This window comes from Cytobacillus solani (assembly GCF_006704205.1).
Lineage (GTDB): Bacteria > Bacillota > Bacilli > Bacillales > Cytobacillaceae > Cytobacillus > Cytobacillus solani.
In genome coordinates, this window is sequence record NZ_CP041305.1 from 3,135,650 (window position 1) to 3,153,095 (window position 17,446).

At 37.2% G+C, this 17,446-nt stretch carries 21 protein-coding genes and 2 other annotated features; of the genes, 16 read left to right on the forward strand and 5 right to left on the reverse strand.

What is annotated here, in order from left to right:
- The first annotated feature begins 56 nt into the window (after positions 1-56).
- The 6 genes from thrS (at position 57) to FI644_RS15725 (ending at position 4,595) form a co-directional block, all read left to right on the forward strand.
- A complete protein-coding gene (thrS, locus tag FI644_RS15700; protein WP_142108601.1) occupies positions 57-1,988 on the forward strand; it encodes a threonine--tRNA ligase in 1,932 nt (643 codons plus the stop codon).
- A gap of 193 nt (positions 1,989-2,181) precedes the next feature.
- Positions 2,182-2,315: a sequence feature (ribosomal protein L20 leader region), on the forward strand.
- 180 nt (positions 2,316-2,495) lie between these two features.
- Positions 2,496-3,002 carry a translation initiation factor IF-3 gene (gene infC, locus FI644_RS15705; RefSeq protein WP_056685954.1) on the forward strand — a complete coding sequence of 169 codons (507 nt, stop codon included), beginning with the start codon at positions 2,496-2,498 and terminating at the stop codon, positions 3,000-3,002.
- Positions 3,003-3,017: 15 nt separating this feature from the next.
- Complete coding sequence (gene rpmI, locus FI644_RS15710) at positions 3,018-3,218, forward strand: 50S ribosomal protein L35 (protein ID WP_009333215.1); 201 nt, start codon at positions 3,018-3,020, stop codon at positions 3,216-3,218.
- A 26-nt stretch (positions 3,219-3,244) separates the two neighbouring features.
- The gene (gene rplT, locus FI644_RS15715) at positions 3,245-3,604 is read left to right on the forward strand and encodes a 50S ribosomal protein L20 (RefSeq protein ID WP_053477261.1); all 360 of its coding nucleotides are present in this window, start codon (positions 3,245-3,247) and stop codon (positions 3,602-3,604) included.
- Positions 3,605-3,651: 47 nt separating this feature from the next.
- Complete coding sequence (locus FI644_RS15720; RefSeq protein WP_342668502.1) at positions 3,652-3,981, forward strand: DUF1294 domain-containing protein; 330 nt, start codon at positions 3,652-3,654, stop codon at positions 3,979-3,981.
- Positions 3,982-4,025: 44 nt separating this feature from the next.
- Positions 4,026-4,595: a TVP38/TMEM64 family protein gene (locus FI644_RS15725; protein ID WP_053477260.1), complete on the forward strand. Its 570-nt coding sequence runs from the start codon at positions 4,026-4,028 to the stop codon at positions 4,593-4,595.
- A 32-nt stretch (positions 4,596-4,627) separates the two neighbouring features.
- On the opposite strand, the gene FI644_RS15730 is transcribed toward FI644_RS15725, so the two are convergent.
- A complete protein-coding gene (locus tag FI644_RS15730) occupies positions 4,628-5,044 on the reverse strand; it encodes a hypothetical protein (protein ID WP_053477259.1) in 417 nt (138 codons plus the stop codon).
- A 139-nt stretch (positions 5,045-5,183) separates the two neighbouring features.
- Here FI644_RS15730 and FI644_RS15735 point away from each other — a divergent pair, with 139 nt between their 5' ends.
- The 7 genes from FI644_RS15735 to FI644_RS15765 all read left to right on the forward strand — a co-directional run bounded on the left by FI644_RS15735 (position 5,184) and on the right by FI644_RS15765 (position 9,674).
- Complete coding sequence (locus FI644_RS15735) at positions 5,184-5,675, forward strand: dUTP diphosphatase (RefSeq protein WP_053477258.1); 492 nt, start codon at positions 5,184-5,186, stop codon at positions 5,673-5,675.
- 128 nt (positions 5,676-5,803) lie between these two features.
- Positions 5,804-6,181 (forward strand): GntR family transcriptional regulator, encoded by a 378-nt coding sequence (locus tag FI644_RS15740; protein ID WP_053477257.1) that lies wholly within the window; start codon positions 5,804-5,806, stop codon positions 6,179-6,181.
- On the forward strand, positions 6,181-7,062 hold the full coding sequence (locus tag FI644_RS15745; protein WP_053477256.1) for an ABC transporter ATP-binding protein: 882 nt from the start codon (positions 6,181-6,183) through the stop codon (positions 7,060-7,062). The genes FI644_RS15740 and FI644_RS15745 overlap by 1 nt, the downstream gene beginning before the upstream one ends.
- The gene (locus FI644_RS15750) at positions 7,043-7,651 is read left to right on the forward strand and encodes an ABC-2 transporter permease (RefSeq protein WP_053477255.1); all 609 of its coding nucleotides are present in this window, start codon (positions 7,043-7,045) and stop codon (positions 7,649-7,651) included. Before FI644_RS15745 ends, FI644_RS15750 begins: the two co-directional genes overlap by 20 nt.
- A gap of 253 nt (positions 7,652-7,904) precedes the next feature.
- Positions 7,905-8,309, forward strand: coding sequence for a nuclease-related domain-containing protein (locus FI644_RS15755; RefSeq protein ID WP_156319138.1), 405 nt, complete (start codon positions 7,905-7,907; stop codon positions 8,307-8,309).
- Positions 8,296-8,742 (forward strand): hypothetical protein, encoded by a 447-nt coding sequence (locus FI644_RS15760; protein WP_056685948.1) that lies wholly within the window; start codon positions 8,296-8,298, stop codon positions 8,740-8,742. Before FI644_RS15755 ends, FI644_RS15760 begins: the two co-directional genes overlap by 14 nt.
- Before the next feature lie 92 nt (positions 8,743-8,834).
- The gene (locus FI644_RS15765) at positions 8,835-9,674 is read left to right on the forward strand and encodes a CsxC family protein (RefSeq protein ID WP_075209199.1); all 840 of its coding nucleotides are present in this window, start codon (positions 8,835-8,837) and stop codon (positions 9,672-9,674) included.
- Positions 9,675-9,749: 75 nt separating this feature from the next.
- Here FI644_RS15765 and FI644_RS15770 read toward each other — a convergent pair whose 3' ends face one another.
- The 3 genes from FI644_RS15770 to FI644_RS15780 form a co-directional block, all read right to left on the reverse strand.
- Positions 9,750-11,201: a hypothetical protein gene (locus FI644_RS15770; RefSeq protein ID WP_053477252.1), complete on the reverse strand. Its 1,452-nt coding sequence runs from the start codon at positions 11,199-11,201 to the stop codon at positions 9,750-9,752.
- Complete coding sequence (locus FI644_RS15775) at positions 11,185-11,937, reverse strand: CsxC family protein (protein WP_231690105.1); 753 nt, start codon at positions 11,935-11,937, stop codon at positions 11,185-11,187. The genes FI644_RS15770 and FI644_RS15775 overlap by 17 nt, the downstream gene beginning before the upstream one ends.
- Before the next feature lie 139 nt (positions 11,938-12,076).
- Complete coding sequence (locus tag FI644_RS15780; RefSeq protein ID WP_053477251.1) at positions 12,077-12,646, reverse strand: CotY/CotZ family spore coat protein; 570 nt, start codon at positions 12,644-12,646, stop codon at positions 12,077-12,079.
- 196 nt (positions 12,647-12,842) lie between these two features.
- On the opposite strand from FI644_RS15780, the gene FI644_RS15785 reads away from it, so the two are divergent.
- Positions 12,843-13,928 carry a M42 family metallopeptidase gene (locus FI644_RS15785; RefSeq protein ID WP_053477250.1) on the forward strand — a complete coding sequence of 362 codons (1,086 nt, stop codon included), beginning with the start codon at positions 12,843-12,845 and terminating at the stop codon, positions 13,926-13,928.
- An 864-nt stretch (positions 13,929-14,792) separates the two neighbouring features.
- On the opposite strand, the gene sspI is transcribed toward FI644_RS15785, so the two are convergent.
- Positions 14,793-14,999, reverse strand: a complete 207-nt coding sequence (gene sspI, locus FI644_RS15790) for a small acid-soluble spore protein SspI (protein WP_056685945.1) — start codon at positions 14,997-14,999, stop codon at positions 14,793-14,795.
- A gap of 206 nt (positions 15,000-15,205) precedes the next feature.
- On the opposite strand from sspI, the gene FI644_RS15795 reads away from it, so the two are divergent.
- Together FI644_RS15795 and pheS are read left to right on the forward strand one after the other, a co-directional pair.
- The gene (locus FI644_RS15795; protein WP_053477248.1) at positions 15,206-15,964 is read left to right on the forward strand and encodes a TrmH family RNA methyltransferase; all 759 of its coding nucleotides are present in this window, start codon (positions 15,206-15,208) and stop codon (positions 15,962-15,964) included.
- Positions 15,965-16,032: 68 nt separating this feature from the next.
- Positions 16,033-16,334 (forward strand) — a binding site (T-box leader).
- 53 nt (positions 16,335-16,387) lie between these two features.
- Positions 16,388-17,425: a phenylalanine--tRNA ligase subunit alpha gene (pheS, locus tag FI644_RS15800; RefSeq protein WP_056685942.1), complete on the forward strand. Its 1,038-nt coding sequence runs from the start codon at positions 16,388-16,390 to the stop codon at positions 17,423-17,425.
- Positions 17,426-17,446 lie beyond the last annotated feature (21 nt).

A 17,446-nucleotide genomic window follows, 5' to 3' on the forward strand; every position in this document is an offset into this window, starting at 1 on the left:
CGTCCCTTTTTTAGGGACGGGTTTTTTTATTTTTTTGGAAAATGGAGGAATAAAAAATGTCAGAAGTTGTAAAAGTTACGTTTCCAGATGGAGCAGTGAAGGAGTTTCCAAAAGGAACGACAACAGAAGAGATTGCTGCATCTATCAGTCCAGGGCTGAAGAAAAAATCACTTGCCGGAAAATTTAATGGGCAAATGTATGATCTTCGCCGTCCAATCGAGGAAGATGGAGCAATTGAGATTATTACTCAAGATAGTGAAGAAGCATTAGAAATTCTTCGTCACAGCTCAGCTCACTTAATGGCTCAGGCGATTAAGCGTTTATATAAAAACGTCAAGCTAGGGGTCGGTCCTGTAATTGAAGGCGGATTTTACTATGATATCGATCTTGAAGAATCGATCACACCAGAAGATCTGCCGCTGATTGAAAAAGAAATGAAGAAAATTATTAATGAAAATATTGAGATTGTCCGCAAAGAAGTGAGCCGCGATGAAGCAGTTCAGCTTTTCAAGGAAATCGATGATGAATACAAGCTTGAGCTAATCGAAGCTATTCCAGCTGATGAAACGGTTACACTTTATGAGCAAGGTGAGTTCGTTGACCTTTGCCGCGGCGTTCATGTTCCTTCTACCGGGAAGCTGAAGGAATTTAAACTGTTGAGCATTGCGGGTGCATACTGGCGTGGAAACAGCGATAATAAAATGCTTCAGCGTATTTATGGTACAGCTTTCTTCAAGAAGGAAGATTTAGCTGAGCATTTACGTTTGCTTGAAGAAGCGAAAGAGCGCGACCACCGTAAAATCGGAAAAGAATTAAGCTTATTTACGAGCTCACAACTAGTTGGACAAGGCTTGCCGCTATGGCTTCCAAAAGGAGCAACGATTCGCCGAGTAGTTGAGCGTTACATCGTTGATAAAGAAGAACGACTTGGCTATAGCCATGTGTATACACCAATAATGGGAAGCGTGGATTTATACAAAACTTCAGGTCACTGGGATCATTACCAAGAGGATATGTTCCCAATCATGGATATGGATAATGAACAGCTTGTCCTGCGCCCAATGAACTGTCCACACCATATGATGGTGTATAAGAATAGCATTCATAGCTACCGAGAGCTTCCAATCCGAATTGCAGAACTTGGTACTATGCACCGCTATGAAATGTCTGGTGCATTATCCGGACTTCAGCGGGTACGTGGAATGACTTTAAATGATGCACATCTCTTTGTTCGTCCTGACCAAATTAAAGATGAATTCAAACGAGTAGTTAACTTAATCCTAGCGGTATATAAGGATTTTAATTTAAATGATTATTCATTCCGCTTGTCTTACCGTGATCCTGCAGATACAGAGAAGTACTTTGATGATGATGCAATGTGGGAAAAAGCTCAATCCATGTTAAAAGAAGCAATGGATGACTTAGGCCTCGATTATTATGAAGCTGAAGGTGAAGCAGCTTTCTATGGTCCGAAACTAGATGTTCAGGTGAAAACAGCACTTGGTAAGGATGAAACTTTATCTACAGTACAGTTGGATTTCTTACTTCCTGAGCGCTTTGATTTATCTTATGTTGGTGAAGATGGAAAACCGCATCGTCCGGTTGTTATCCACCGTGGTGTCGTTTCAACAATGGAACGCTTTGTTGCCTTCTTAATTGAAGAATACAAAGGCGCATTCCCAACCTGGCTTGCTCCAGTACAAGTACAAGTCATTCCTGTTTCTCCAGACATTCATTTTGACTATGCGAAACAGGTTCAGGAGCAATTGCAGGCGGAAGGCTTCCGTGTCGAACTAGATAACCGTAATGAGAAAATCGGATATAAAATCCGTGAAGCACAAATGCAGAAAATCCCTTATATGCTCGTAGTTGGCGACAATGAAGTGGCAGAAAAAGCGGTAAATGTCCGCAAATATGGGGAACAGAATTCTGAAACGGTTTCATTCGAGAACTTTGTTTCAGGTCTAAAAGCTGAAGTAAAACATTAATTAAAAGAGAGGCTTATGCCTCTCTTTTGTTCGTGAAAAATAGTATTCCGCAAATTAGTACATTTTTAAATCATAAAAACCACTTGCATGATTTCCTTTCTGTTGTTATAATTCAATTCGTTGTTATAAAAATGATACGTTTGACATGATATACACTTTGTGATATAGTATCTAAGGTAATTGAATACAGTTTGAGGAAAAGAAGAAGCACCCGCTTCTCACCTGATTGACGCTTATGTCAGCTGTTAGCAGGTTTTACGTGAACATTTTTTAAGTTTAAATTTGTCCGTAAAGTGTGGGTGTTTTCATCCACACTTTTTTTATTTGCTTAAAACTAATCTGCTCAACCTGAGCCAGAATGGAATGTATTACTTGCGACTTTAGTTTTGGTCTAGTGCAGCTGGCAGCTTCTTATAAAAGCAAGGCGCACCGCGCTTTTCGTGTCATTCTTGACCCAAACATTGTGTTCGCATTAAACCTTGGAGGTGTCTAACTATTAGCAAAGATATGTTGTTAAACGAGGGCATTCGCGCCCGCGAAATTCGTCTCATTGATCAGAATGGCGAGCAATTAGGTATTAAAACAAAAACCGAAGCACTTGAAATTGCAGCTCGTGTAAATCTGGATCTTGTTCTAGTTGCACCGAATGCAAAGCCTCCTGTAGGCCGTATCATGGACTACGGAAAGTTCAAATTCGAGCAGCAGAAGAAAGAGAAAGAAGCTCGTAAAAATCAAAAGATCATCAGTATTAAAGAAGTTCGTCTAAGTCCAACAATTGAGGAACATGATTTTAATACAAAGCTTCGCAATGCGATTAAATTCCTTGAAAAAGGCGATAAAGTAAAAGCATCTATCCGTTTTAAAGGACGTGCGATTACTCATAAGGAAATTGGCCAGCGCGTTTTAATCCGATTTGCACAAGCGTGTAATGAAGTTGGGGTTGTGGAATCACATCCAAAAATGGACGGCCGAAGCATGTTTATGGTCTTAGCACCTAAAAACAACGACAAGTAAGAGGAGGAATTCCAAATGCCAAAAATGAAAACTCACCGCGGCGCTGCTAAGCGTTTCAAAAGAACAGGATCTGGTAAACTTAAGCGTTCACATGCTTACAGAAGCCATATGTTCGCTAACAAATCTCAAAAACAAAAGCGTAAGCTTCGCAAAGGAACTCTTGTTTCTTCAGGCGATTACAAACGCATCCGTAATTTACTAGTAAATCTTAAGTAATATCTCGAAATTAGGAGGGAAATCATATGCCACGTGTAAAAGGCGGTACTGTTACTCGCAAACGTCGTAAAAAAGTTCTTAAATTAGCTAAAGGTTATTATGGTTCAAAACATACATTATATAAAGTTGCTAACCAACAAGTAATGAAATCATTAATGTATGCATACCGCGATCGTCGTCAGAAAAAGCGCGACTTCCGCAAACTATGGGTTACTCGTATCAACGCAGCAGCTCGTATGAACGGTCTTTCTTACAGCCGTTTAATGCATGGTTTAAAGCTTGCTGGCATCGAAGTAAACCGCAAAATGCTTGCTGAATTAGCAATCGCTGACGAAAAAGCATTTGCTGAATTAGCATCAGTAGCTAAGCAAAACCTAAATAAATAATTTTGCTAAAATATAAAAAGCCATTCTCAAATAAAGAGGATGGCTTTTTGTCTATTGAAGACGTGACAAAAAGGAGAGTAGAAATGCTTAATTTATTGATGATTTATTTTATTATAATAAATGTTATCGGCTTTTACATCATGAGGGCAGATAAGGCAAAAGCAAGGAAGAATGAGTATCGCATTAGTGAAAAAACACTGTGGCTAGTTGCGCTATTCCTTGGGGCTACGGGGATGACTCTTGGAATGAAAACCTTTAGACACAAAACAAAGCATCTTCAGTTTAGTATTGGATTGCCTGTCCTCGCTTTGCTCGAAATGGCTCTTTGCATTTACCTTCTTTATTCTTTTGTCATAAGCGGCTTGGCTCTTCAATAAGCTGTAAGAGACCAGTAGAATACAGCTTAAAGAGGTGAGTGAAGGTGGATGATCAACTAACAATGCTGTTTGTGATGGTTGAAACGGCTGGTATATTAGCACCAATTGCCTTTATTTTATTTCATATTCTACGACAGTTTTTATTTATTCCTGTTCCTCTTGTATGCTTAACGGGCGGAATTTTGTTCGGGAGCTTCTTTGGCAGTATTTTTTCAATGATCGGTTTAATGCTTAGCAGTATTCTCTTTTACGTGCTTATTAACAAAATGCCGAAAACGCATAAAAAGCTAACCAAACTAAAAAAACGCTGGTTCGGAGAATACCGGAATTTAACGGTAGGCCAAGTAGCTGTATTACGATTAATCCCATTTATTCATTATCATCTATTAAACTTTTGCCTCATTGAGAGAAACAAAAGCTTTCAAGATTACTTGAAGCATTCGTGGATTACCAATTTACCATTAGCCGTTTTTTATACTGTATTTGGAGAGTTTATTAGCAGATTTACTCCTTCCATGATTCTGTTAATCTTGTTCTCATTGGCCATCCTTGTATTTATCTTGAGGGAAAAAGTAACGATCATTAAGTGGAGAGAATTTTTTAAAACGGTATGAAAAAAAACGTTCGGAAAATAACCGAACGTTTTTTAGATGAGGTCACCAAATGGGGTAGCAGAAGAATGGTTCTTTTCCATAAATTCTTTGATAGGACTTTTCCAATCGACTCTCGCATTTGGGTATTGCTCCGTAATTTTTCTCTCAATGAAATGAAAATCCTCCCGCACCATTCCTTTAAGAGCTGATGTACTGCGTGGCCAAACAAAGATGGATATGACCTCGAAGGCATTATCAGTCGTGCCTAAATATTTTTCTCCTTCAAACAACACACCTTTATAAGTAATTAAGAAGTTTTTTCGGACATTGTTTTGGTCATCCAAAAAATAATAGCGCTTTTGCTCATGGGCAAGTTCCAGCTTGCGCTTTGGATTTAGTAAATATCTTACTGTCGTATATATTAGAAAGATAATAAGAGCAAATAAAAGAAAGCGTAACAGCCACATCATAACAAGCCCTCCAATACATTTTCCTTTACATACGGATGGACACTAAAAAGGTTTCATCTTTTTTTTTATTTGTTATAATTTTTATATCCTCATAAAGCAATAGGTAAACGGATAGGTTGAAAATTTAGGATGGTGACACATGAATTATCAAAAAATATTTACTATGCAAAAAGGCCTTGATCAGCATATCGAAAGCCAGCATCAATTGGAGAAAGAAGATTTGTTTGATCGTAAAATACTAGCTTTATTAGTAGAGTTAGGTGAGTTGGCAAATGAAACAAGATGTTTCAAGTTTTGGAGTCTAAAACAGGCCTCAGAAAGGAAAATTATCTTGGAGGAATATGTGGATGGCATCCATTTTATATTGTCACTTGGTCTCGAATGCGAATTTGAACGGGAAGAAGATTACCGTGCAAATATACAAAAAGCAGAATCAGTAAATGATCAATTCTTATTGATTTACGAACTGACTAGTAAATTTAGGGTAAGTAAGTCTTTGCAGGATTACAAAATTTTATTCCAAGCCTACTTGCATTTAGGTGAGCAATTAGGATTTCATTCGGAAGAGACTGAACAGGCCTATTTTGATAAAAATGAAGTGAATTATCAGAGGCAACAGGAAGGATATTGAAGAAGTATGGCTACCACAGTTACTGTGGTAGTTTTTATTTTTTTTGTGGAAATATATTGTAAACAACTCAACTTTTGTGTATATTGTATATAAAGTGTATATACAATATTTCTAAAAGAGGGTTTTGCATGCAAATCATCATTTCAAATCATTCAAAAGAACCTATTTATGAGCAGATTTATGCACAAATTAAGAAGCATATTTTGACCAATGAATTGCAAGCTGGGCAGTTTTTACCTTCTATGCGCCAATTAGCCAAGGATTTAGATGTAAGTGTCATAACAACAAAACGAGCATATGAAGAGCTTGAAAAAAACGGCTTTATCTTTTCGGTAGTTGGAAAAGGCTCGTTCGTATCTGAACAAAATAATGAATTGATTCGGGAGCGGAAAATGAAAGTAATAGAAGAACAGTTAGTGGCTGCGATTCAAAATAGTAAAGAAATAGGTATAGAATTAACAGAATTAAAAGAACTGCTTACGATGTTATATAAGGAGGAAATATGATGGAGAATGTAATTGAACTACAGCATGTGAATAAGGCTTTTAACGGATTCCAGATGAAAGATTTATCCATCTCAGTTAAGAAAGGCTTTGTTACCGGTTTTATTGGTGGGAATGGAGTCGGGAAGTCAACAACAATAAAGATGATTATGAATTTATTGCAGCCGGATAGCGGTACGATTTCATTATTTGGCATGGATTACAAAAAGCATGAAAAAGAAATAAAACAACGAATTGGCTTTGTGTTCGATGACAATATTTTTTATGAAAATATTACATTGGCTGAAATGAAACAAATGATTAAACCAGCTTATAAAAACTGGGACGATGCAATCTTTAAACAGTATGTAGATATGTTTGAATTGCCATTAAAGAAAAATATAAAAACCTTTTCAAAAGGCATGATGATGAAGGCTTCTTTAACAATGGCATTATCACACCATGCTGAATTGATTATTATGGATGAGCCGACATCTGGATTAGATCCAATATTTCGGAGAGAACTGTTAGATATTCTTCATGATCTCATGCAGAATGGGGAAAGAACCATCTTCTTTTCAACGCATATTACGACAGATTTAGATAGAATAGCAGATTACATCACATTTATTCATAATGGGCAGCATATTTTTACAAAGGAGTATTATAAAATCGAAGAAGAATATGCGATTGTGAAAGGTGAAACGAATCTATTAGATCGTGATACAGAGAAAGAATTCATCGCTATTCGAAAATCCAATCATGGATTTGAGGCATTAACGACTAACAAAAAAAGAACAGAAGATATTTTTGGAGAGACGGTCATTATAGAGAAACCGACACTTGAAGATATTATGCTGTATACAAAGAAAGGAAGAGAAAACGATGTTCAATCTCGTTCTTAAGGATATTTTATTACAGAAAAAAACGTTAATGATTCTGTTGCCCATTTTATTTTTCTATTTGTTTACAGGTGCTTCTACTAGCTATGTAGCTATTATATTTTGCATTGCCATCATTATGAATGCTTTTGCACTTGATGAAAAATCTTCAATCAATCTCTTATTAAATTCTTTGCCGTATACGCGAAAAGAAATTGTCAGTTCCAAATACATTGGCGCTATCGTTTTTATTATTCTAGTTCTTTTGACTATTTTTATTGGAAATTGGATTATTCATGGAGAAATAATACAGTGGAAACAATTGTTATTCACTATTAGTATTGTTGCTATATTTGTGTCTCTATCTTTCCCATTTTCTTACTTATTAAAGAGCCAGTATTTAATGATCGCAATGGGTGTTTCATTTGTTATTTATATGATTATTGCTAATAAATTTATACCTGATATAAATGATAGAATAAGAGAAGCAGTTCAAACAGTCCTATCCTTTAGCAATTCACAGCAGTATTTATTACTGTTTTTACCAGTAGTGATTCTCTACAGTTTTTCATGGATGCTTTCGATCCGAATTTATAGTAAAAAGGTATTTTAGAGGAGCTTGTGGAACTGCTCCTCTTTTTATTTTGGGTACCTCTTTATTAAAAATGCTTGCTTATTTAATGAATAGTCTTAAAATTAAATGGAGGTTCTTTTTTTCTCGTTGTTATCATTTAAAAATCGAGGGTGTTTAAGGTGTTGAACCAGCAGAGTTAAAGCTTCTTAGATATTTAAATAGAAGAAAGACATTATCAGAAAAAGATAAGAATTACTATTTGAATTTGGAAAAAGGTTTTTTGGGTGAAAAAATGTTTGATGAATGGATACAGACGAACTTATCGAAGGATTGGCTAGTATTACATGATTTGTTACTGGAATACAATTATACTGTATTTCAAATCGATTTGTTGATCATATCCCCAGAGGTGATTTACCTTTTCGAAGTGAAAAATTATGAAGGTGATTTTTATTTTAATGGGGAAAGATGGTATCCCATTTCAAAGGCAGAAATCAAGAATCCCATACACCAGTTGAGTCGAAATGAATCCTTATTCCGCCGTTTGCTTCAAGATCTTGGATACAAACCTTCGACTGAAGCGAAGATTATTTTTATTAACCCAGAATTTGACTTATATCAAGCTCCTCTTAATACTCCCATTTTTCCCCTCTCAGCTAAATCGATTTGCAAACACATTAAATATGAATACTTTTGAAATTAAAGAAAGACAGCTAACGCTAACTGAAAAATTAGTCACTCTCCATTTAAAAGAATCGCCATACAACAGACTGCCTGATTATAGTTATGACCTGTTAGTAAAGGGAATTCCTTGTGCAGCCTGCCATTCCTTTTTGGCTACAGACCTTGGTGCTTATGAAAAATCGGTAGCCATGGAGCTTTCATGCTACCCGAAATTAGTAGCCCCCGAAAAATCGGTAGCCATGAAGTATTCATATCGCCCGAAATTAATAACCCCCGAAAAATCAGTAGTCATAAATCATTCACATCTCCCGAAGACCCATCAAGTGAATATTCCTTTGCTGTTTACTGGAATCGTTTCTATCCACGTTGTATCTTTTATCGAAAAAACAAATGTAAAAATAAGAAGAATGAGCGTAAGGATAAAAAAATTTTCAAAAAAAATATAAGTTAAGGTTACTTGTCCACTCCAATTTTATTTATTGACATAAGTTATAGAGAAACAAAAAGCAAAAACAATATCTAATAAGGAGTGGAATGAATGAGAAAAATTAATAATGGGTGTTGTGGGCAAGGTGTTAAGCTAAATGGTAAACATGAAGTGTGTCCACCACTGCCGGCATGTCAAGAGGCTAAATCAAAGACCTTATTTTGTGAAGCTGATCAGTTTGCAGTGGCAGACACAATAGAAGAAACGGTTGTTCTTGCAGATGTATTAATTCAAACATTATCTGAAGCAGATGTACACCTTCCTGTGCCCGCAAGAGACATCAAACAAATCAGAAAAAATGTCAAATTAACACAATGCAAGGCTCTTCCAGTTGTTGGAAACCCGCTTTTAGTTAAGCTATTTGTGGAAGGTTTTGTTCACAAAAATATTCAATTTGTCGATAGCTGCAGCGGATTCGTAAGGGACTTTAATGTAAATGTTCCATTTAAGTGCTTTCAACAAGTAGAATTGGCTAACCCTGTTGCCTTTCCTTTCGGTGAATTTAGCGTGAAAAGTAATGTTCTTGAAAGAAGACAGCTTGCTAAGGATGGAATGGGAGCAGATCGCTGCAATTTTGGTTCATTAACTTTTGAAGTGAATACTGAGCCAATTAATTGCAAATTGCTTGCATCAGCTGTGAATCAATGGGATATTCTACACAATTTCGATCAATGGGGCCGATTCAATAAAATTACAGAAAAGATGGAAGTTATTCTAATTTTAAAATTGACTCAAAAACAGCAAATTGTAGCCGATGGAGCAGGAGCTCATGGAGCTGCTGGAGATCTTTGTGAACCGGCAGTGACTGATTTAAAGACTATGGATACAATTCAAAATGAAGCAACACCATTAAATGTTTGGGAAAAGTTTAAAAACATTACAGGTCAATAATGATCAATGAATGAAGGGGAAGGGGTGCTATAATCGAAGCACCCCTTTCTCTAATTTTAATGATTACAGGAAAGTTCATAATGAATGAACGTCTATATACTGTTTCTGTAAGAGATCAATTGATAATTGGATGCTGCCTTTAATATGAAGAAAGGATGTTTTTTTCTCTGAGCTAAGCTCCTTATGCCAAGTAATACTTGTGTTGCGCAGTTCAAACTCTATGTCATCAGCAAAAACTTGTTCACATGTTTCATGGGTGCTGATTTCATTTTCAAGAGGACATGAAAACAAAAATTCCCTTTGATTCTTAATAGGCAAAATTGGCGGGGAAATCCAATGAATGTTTGCGGTTTTTTTCCATAAGAAAGGAATCTTAAGGACACAAATATCGCGAGAAGGATCATCCTTTACATATTCAATATTAGCCATTAATGTTCCGTTCAATAGTAAAGTATCTGAAGGAAAAAGGATGTGACAATCTAAAGATGGACTGGACCATTCAATTTTTGTTACATTGGCTGTTGGCTTTAATAAATCGAAGGAATCCCAAATATCAGTATTTATGTCTACTTTAGCAAGCAAAACTGGGAACTTTACTATTTTTTTTGGTGTATTCACGGTCGAAGTATTCTTGTACTGTGTAAAATGGCTAGATTCATTTGTGTCATCACTAATGATGGAAGACTCCTCTAATGAAAGATATGGTCTATCCTGTAAAGAAGAACGTTCTTCTTCCTCTTCCTCTACTTTTTCTTCTTCTTCTAAGAAAGGAAATTGTTCCTTTGCTGTATGTACTTCACTCAGCATGGAGGAAATCCTTTCGAGAATAGTCGGAAGTTCTTTTTGCTCTGGTAGAGGTTCTAGCAGCTGATCTAAATGAAAAGATGATTCATCCGGGATGAATTCCACATCTGGACTAGCTTCTTCCAGTAATGATGAATAAAAAGGGGACTCTTCTTTAATATTAGAAGAGTCATTATTTTGTATTGAAGAAGATTCATCCTGTTTTCCAAAAATCAATTCGTTTATAGGTTCCTCATAGCTGTTATCCGTATATTCCTGGATCAAAGCATCATCCGTTATGCGATCATTATTCTCCTGTTGTATTGCATCGTCATTCCTTCTGGCAGTCTCTCTAAATGTCGAACGTGTATCTCTGATCATTGGTGAAGTTGGAGTCAGCAAAGACGTTTTTTTCTCCTTCCTTTGTACAGGGGGATCAATGAATTCCTCCCTGATTTCCTCCACTTCGTTCAATAAATGCTCATGTTCGTATTCAAAATCGGCTTTTGCATGCTCCAATTGATTTCTATTGATAACCGGAGGAGGATATATTAAGGGAGTAGAGCTGGTTTGCTGGTTAGTTTTACTATAGATTGAACCATATGAATGAATATTAGATTTACGATGAGTATCGATATTTTTTATTTTTTTCATCACTTCTGGAAGGTGCTGCCTATATAAGCATCCTCTCCAATGCCTCCTCACTTTTTTTTTGCCTTGCATTCCTTTAATAATCACAATCATGATCATCTTCATGTGCTTTAGAATGATAAATTTGTACTTGTTGTTTTTGCAGTACTTTAATAATGAGATCAAGAACCATTTTTTCTTCTATTTTTGTAAAAGTTCCTTCTCCTAGGTGATATGGGAGAGGGCATCGATCGATCGCTTCATCCCATTCAATAATATTGCTAGAGACTAGTTCACAGTAAGGAAGCTCATTATAAAATTGAGTACTTTCTTGATGAAACTGGGAAAGATCATTTGTTTGTAATTCTTTATTTTCTGGACATCCATTAGGCAGGTGCCTAGATACGAGAAAGTCAAATTCATTGCGCATATTCACTTCTGGCATGTCGAGCTTTGACAAAAAGTCTTTTATTTCTGTTACACATTGAAAAGGAATATCAACAGTGAGTGAAAGTATATCTGATGCAATGTTCTTTTTTCTGTAATCTATGTTATTTTTGCATGGGCTTGCATACTGTATATTTTTACGGACAAATCCCTTTACAAATAATTTGTTTGTTGGTAGTAGAAGTCTGCATTGAGTTAATTTTACATTCTTTTTAATATCTTTAATTTCTAATACGGGTGCTGGAAACTTGATTAAGGCATCTAAATGTATTTGTACGTCAACCTCAGCTAATACGACCGGAACTTTAGTAAGTATTAAAGGTTGATCATGACAGTGGCAATCATCATCATTATTATTATTAAAGGTTAAATGATAGTCATTCATGTTATTTTCTTCAGACATTTGGGGTCCTCCTCCATTCATACTAATGCATCCTATGCAGGAAATTAGTCTATGTTTCGGTTAACTCCCATTGGTTTTGGAAATTAATAAAAGTAAGAAAGCCCAATATAAATATTGGGCTTGGCTTAAATCAACAAATCTATAAATATACTGCTGGCAAGCAAGTGATCGCACACAAACATGAGAGGTCAATATTAATAAATATTCCGGTTTTAACTAAGTCATCTACCTTTTTGCCGTCGATTTGATTACATGGCGTTTTTGGTTCATTATTTTCACATTTTTGATCAGATTTAATGATTAATAATTCAAGAGTTACACACTTTTCATCAAGATCTTTAATTTTGAAAATGAACGAAGAAATACAAGCAAACTTTTTCTGTTTTGAATAGGATGAAAAGGATGTTACTCCAGTGGCTTTAAAAGGTTTGCAATTGCCACAATAAAGAATAAAAGGGATCGTGTTTTTCTTTCGTTTTCTTCCTTCCTCATATACTTCATATGAATGTTTACAATGATCGTCATCCCCGGCTTTTCTCTGTGCTAAGAGTATCGCATGTAATATTTCTTCCACACAGGTTTCATTGTCTTTATGATGATTTTTACATGGCTTTTTGTTATTCTCTTTGTGGTCGACTTCGTCATGATCCCAAAGATATTCATAGCTTTCTCTTTCATATGAATTTTTGCACCTTTTACATATATCCATACCTTTCACCCCTTAATAAAATATTCATGATTAGCATACGGCTAACATGCCAAAATGATTGAGTTCTTGTCCATAATGAGTAGATAATTAAGATAGTTATTTTTAAAGACAAGCACGCAGTATTTATTGAATCTTTGTACAATAAGTCTTCGGTTTTGTATAATGGTAAAGAATATATATTAAGGGAGGCGAAGGAATGACGAAATTAGATGCAACGTTAACAATGCTAAAGGAATTAACGGATGCAAAAGGGATTCCAGGCAATGAGCGCGAGCCGCGCGAGGTCATGAAGAAATACATAAGCCAATATGCAGATGAGGTAACAACAGATGGGCTTGGCAGCTTAATTGCGAAAAAGATTGGAAAAGAAGACGGACCGAAAATTATGGTAGCAGGTCACTTGGATGAAGTGGGCTTCATGATCACGAATATTGATGATAAAGGATTCCTCCGCTTTCAAACAGTAGGCGGCTGGTGGTCTCAAGTGATGCTAGCTCAGCGTGTAACTATCGTAACGAGCAAGGGAGAGGTGACAGGCGTTATCGGTTCAAAGCCTCCGCATATTCTCTCTCCAGAAGCCCGTAAAAAACCGGTAGATATTAAAGATATGTTTATTGATATCGGTGCATCTAGCCGTGAAGAAGCAACAGGATGGGGAGTAAAGCCAGGAGATATGGTTGTTCCTTATTTCGAATTTACCGTTATGAATAATGAGAAAATGCTTTTAGCAAAAGCATGGGACAACCGCATCGGCTGTGCGATCGCCATTGATGTGTTAAAAGAACTGAAAGATGTAGATCATCCAAATGTTGTTTATGGAGTGGGAACCGTTCAGGAAGAAGTAGGTCTCCGCGGTGCACGTACATCTGCACAAAAAATCGAGCCGGACATTGCTTTCGGTGTTGATGTAGGGATTGCAGGGGATACACCTGGAATTACTGAAAAAGAAGCCCTCAGCAAAATGGGAAAAGGCCCGCAAATTATTCTTTATGATGCATCTATGGTTTCTCATAAAGGATTGCGTGACCTTGTAACTGATACGGCAGATGAATTGAATATTCCATACCAATTTGATTCGGTTCCTGGAGGCGGTACAGATTCGGGTGCGATCCATTTGACCCATAACGGAGTACCAGCTCTTTCCATTACCATTGCAACACGCTATATCCATTCACACGCAGCAATGCTTCACCGTGATGATTATGAGAATGCAGTTAAGCTCATTGCTGAAGTAATTAAACGACTTGATAGAGAAACAGTGGATAAGATTACGTTTAACTAAATAACTAAAATGATACCCCGATCAACTCGGGGTATTATTTTTTCGTGTGTCGGATTTCTTAAGTTCGGACAGATTAATGCTTGATTGCCCGAAAGAAGTCTGAAGTAGCCCCAGGTTCGGACAAGTTAGCTCTTGATTGCACAAAAGAAGTCTGAAGTAGCCCCAAGTTCGGACCGGTTAGCCCTTGATTGCGCAAAAGAAGTCTGAAGTAACCTCAGGTTCAGACAGGTTAGCTCTTGATAGAGGATAAGAAGTCTGAAGTAGCCTCAAAATCGGACAAGTTATCCCTTGATTACGTAAAAGAAGTCTGAAGTAGCCCCAGGTTCGGACAGGTTATCCCTTGATTGGACAAAAGAAGTCTGAAGTAACCTCAAAATCGGACAAGCTAGCCCTTGATTACGTAAAAGAAGTCTGAAGTAACCTCAAAATCGGACAAGCTAGCCCTTGATTACGCAAAGAAGTCTGAAGTAACCTCAAGTTCGGACAGGATAGCCTTTAATTGCGCAAAAGAAGTCTGAAGTAGCCTTAGGTTCGGACAGGTTAGTACTTGATAAAGGATAAGAAGTCTGAAGTAACCTCAGGTTCAGACAGGTTAGCTCTTGATAAAGGATAAGTAGTCTGAAGTAACCTCAAGTTCGGACAGGTTAGCTATTGATTGCACAAAAGAAGTCTGAATTAGCCTCAAGTTGGGGACAAGTTAGCCCTTAAAATGGCCGAACTAGTCCGAAGCCGCCTTAAGTCCGAATACAATAACCCTTGACTTTACCTGAAAATAAAGAAAGGCACGAAAACCATTGTGATTTCGTACCCCCTCACTTTATGACCTACTGTTTGGCATACTTAAAGAGAACCTAGATCATTCTCTTATTTCAACCCGCTTTCCAACGTTTCCAGCATCTCTTGTTTGTCCTGATCAGAGGAATTCTTCCAAATGACTTCAAATAAAACACCTAATCCAGGAAGCATTTTTTCTTCTCCATTTTGAATAGCATCGACGATTGTCTCTTTTAACTCATCCTGAGAATTGCCAGTAACATTGTGTATGATCGCATTGCGGAGGTTCAAGTTCATCTATTCATACTCCTTTCAAATAGTCATTTCAATAATATGGTTTTCTATTTTGGGATTTATTATGTAAGATAGAAGAAGAAAAGTGGAGGCGGCTGTTTAGCTCCGACAAACATAAGGCGAGCTGATGGAAGGTTGTTCTTTACTTTATAGCCAGAGTGGCTAGGAGCCGTAGCTAGACAAAGAAAATTTGTAAAGGAGGAAGAGTGTTGAAGCATATTCACTCAGCAAAAAATCCTCAAATAAAACAATGGAAAAAGCTATTAACGAAGAAGGAACGGGATAAAACCGGCACTTTTTTAGTGGAAGGCTTTCACCTTGTAGAAGAAGCGCTTTTAGGGGATCAAATTATTGAAATCATTATTAGTGAAAATAAAGATCTGCCCCCAAGCTGGGATTATGGTTCGATTTCTGTAACAGTTGTAACCGATGAAATTATTCTGCAGCTTTCTGATACGGAAGCTCCGCAAGGGATTGTAGCGGTATGTCGTCCGCAGGAAATGAATGCTGAAACAGCTAATGGAAAAAAACTATTATTAATTGACGCCGTTCAGGATCCGGGCAACTTAGGGACAATGATCAGAACTGCTGATGCTGCGGGAATCGATGCTGTTATTGTTGGGGAGGGGAGTGTAGATATTTACAATCCGAAAGTTCTACGTTCCGCACAAGGCAGTCATTTTCATTTGCCAGTAATCAGAGGCAATCTTTTTGAATGGGTAAAGAAGTTGAATGAGGCAGCAATCCCTATATATGGTACAGCTTTGGAAAATGCGAAAGAGTACACAGATATACATCAAAGCGAAATGTTTGCATTAATCGTCGGCAATGAAGGAAGCGGTGTAAATAAAGAGCTATTGGCTGTAACTACTGCTAATCTTTACATTCCGATTTTGGGAAAAAGCGAATCATTAAATGTCGCTGTTGCAACTGGAATTCTGCTTTATCATTTACGAAATAAAAAATAGGCATTATTTTGCCGGAAACTGTTTGAAAGTATGCGTAGAATATACTATAATAAACAGCAAATTATATTTATAAAACAATGACGGAGAAAAGTAGCTTGCGAAAGAACTTTTCAGGGAGAGAATGCCTAGACTGAAAGCATTCTTAAGGGATTGCAAAGGAACATTCACCTCCAGAGTTGACATCGGGACCATTGGAAACGGATGTGAGCTAGATTTCTAGCTCATCAAGGCTGAAAGAGCCACTGCCGAATTCCATTGTAAAGATGTACCGGCTTGTCGCCGTTATCGAGAATGAAGCGAATACATAAGCTTGCTTTTTGCTTTTGTGTTAAAAAGGGTGGTACCGCGAATCCAAAACCTCGTCCCTTTATTGGGAGAGGTTTTTTATTTTGCCAAAAAACAGAAATTGAAGGAGGAAGTAAGATGCAAGAACGTTTAAAGGAATTGCAAACGGAAGCGTTGGAAAAAATTAGCCAGACATCAGATTTAAAAGAATTGAATGACATTCGTGTCTCCTATTTAGGAAAAAAGGGCCCAATTACGGAAGTACTTAAAGGCATGGGGAAATTATCTGCTGAAGAACGTCCAAAAATGGGTGCTCTTGCAAATGAAGTAAGGGATGCCATTGCAGCCGGCATTGAAGAAAAGCAGAAGCATTTAGAAGAAGCAGCTGTACAGGAGAAGCTGGCGCTTGAGAAAATTGACGTCACACTGCCAGGCCGTCCAATTAAAACAGGGAACCATCACCCGTTAACACGCATTATTGAAGAAATTGAAGATTTATTCATCGGAATGGGCTATACCGTAGCTGAAGGACCTGAAGTGGAAAAAGATTATTATAACTTTGAAGCATTAAACCTTCCAAAAGGTCACCCTGCACGTGATATGCAAGATTCATTCTATATTACAGAAGAAATTCTACTTCGTACTCATACATCTCCTGTTCAAGCAAGAACAATGGAGAAGCATGAAGGAAAAGGTCCTGTGAAAATCATTTGTCCTGGGAAAGTGTACCGCCGCGATAATGATGATGCGACACACTCCCATCAATTTATGCAGATTGAAGGACTTGTTGTTGATGAAAATATCCGCATGACTGACTTAAAGGGGACACTTGAAGTGTTTGCAAAGAAAATGTTCGGAGAGGATCGAGAAATTCGTCTTCGCCCAAGCTTCTTCCCATTCACTGAGCCTTCAGTTGAAATGGATATTTCTTGTAAAATTTGCTCAGGAAAAGGCTGCAGCGTATGTAAAGGAACAGGCTGGATTGAAATTCTTGGTGCAGGAATGGTTCATCCGAATGTTCTGGAGATGGCTGGATTCGACTCGAAAAAATACACAGGCTTTGCATTCGGAATGGGACCAGAACGAATTGCCATGCTGAAATACGGTGTAGATGATATTCGTCATTTCTATACAAATGATGTTCGGTTCTTAAAGCAATTTTCAATTCATGAATAAGACAAGGTAGAGGAGGATTTA

What these genes read in the sequence shown, in the direction of transcription:
- infC (WP_056685954.1), top strand. Translation starts at nt 2,496, where the DNA reads ATGTTGTTAAACGAGGGCATTCGCGCCCGCGAAATTCGTCTCATTGAT.
- sspI (WP_056685945.1), bottom strand. Translation starts at nt 14,999, where the DNA reads ATGAACTTGAACCTCCGCAATGCGATCATACACAATGTTACTGGCAAT.
- FI644_RS15730 (WP_053477259.1), bottom strand. Translation starts at nt 5,044, where the DNA reads ATGATGTGGCTGTTACGCTTTCTTTTATTTGCTCTTATTATCTTTCTA.
- thrS (WP_142108601.1), top strand. Translation starts at nt 57, where the DNA reads ATGTCAGAAGTTGTAAAAGTTACGTTTCCAGATGGAGCAGTGAAGGAG.
- FI644_RS15740 (WP_053477257.1), top strand. Translation starts at nt 5,804, where the DNA reads ATGCAAATCATCATTTCAAATCATTCAAAAGAACCTATTTATGAGCAG.
- FI644_RS15760 (WP_056685948.1), top strand. Translation starts at nt 8,296, where the DNA reads ATGAATACTTTTGAAATTAAAGAAAGACAGCTAACGCTAACTGAAAAA.
- FI644_RS15745 (WP_053477256.1), top strand. Translation starts at nt 6,181, where the DNA reads ATGGAGAATGTAATTGAACTACAGCATGTGAATAAGGCTTTTAACGGA.
- FI644_RS15755 (WP_156319138.1), top strand. Translation starts at nt 7,905, where the DNA reads ATGTTTGATGAATGGATACAGACGAACTTATCGAAGGATTGGCTAGTA.
- rplT (WP_053477261.1), top strand. Translation starts at nt 3,245, where the DNA reads ATGCCACGTGTAAAAGGCGGTACTGTTACTCGCAAACGTCGTAAAAAA.
- FI644_RS15780 (WP_053477251.1), bottom strand. Translation starts at nt 12,646, where the DNA reads ATGGATATATGTAAAAGGTGCAAAAATTCATATGAAAGAGAAAGCTAT.
- FI644_RS15770 (WP_053477252.1), bottom strand. Translation starts at nt 11,201, where the DNA reads ATGATTGTGATTATTAAAGGAATGCAAGGCAAAAAAAAAGTGAGGAGG.
- FI644_RS15775 (WP_231690105.1), bottom strand. Translation starts at nt 11,937, where the DNA reads ATGTCTGAAGAAAATAACATGAATGACTATCATTTAACCTTTAATAAT.
- rpmI (WP_009333215.1), top strand. Translation starts at nt 3,018, where the DNA reads ATGCCAAAAATGAAAACTCACCGCGGCGCTGCTAAGCGTTTCAAAAGA.
- pheS (WP_056685942.1), top strand. Translation starts at nt 16,388, where the DNA reads ATGCAAGAACGTTTAAAGGAATTGCAAACGGAAGCGTTGGAAAAAATT.
- FI644_RS15785 (WP_053477250.1), top strand. Translation starts at nt 12,843, where the DNA reads ATGACGAAATTAGATGCAACGTTAACAATGCTAAAGGAATTAACGGAT.
- FI644_RS15750 (WP_053477255.1), top strand. Translation starts at nt 7,043, where the DNA reads ATGTTCAATCTCGTTCTTAAGGATATTTTATTACAGAAAAAAACGTTA.
- FI644_RS15765 (WP_075209199.1), top strand. Translation starts at nt 8,835, where the DNA reads ATGAGAAAAATTAATAATGGGTGTTGTGGGCAAGGTGTTAAGCTAAAT.
- FI644_RS15735 (WP_053477258.1), top strand. Translation starts at nt 5,184, where the DNA reads ATGAATTATCAAAAAATATTTACTATGCAAAAAGGCCTTGATCAGCAT.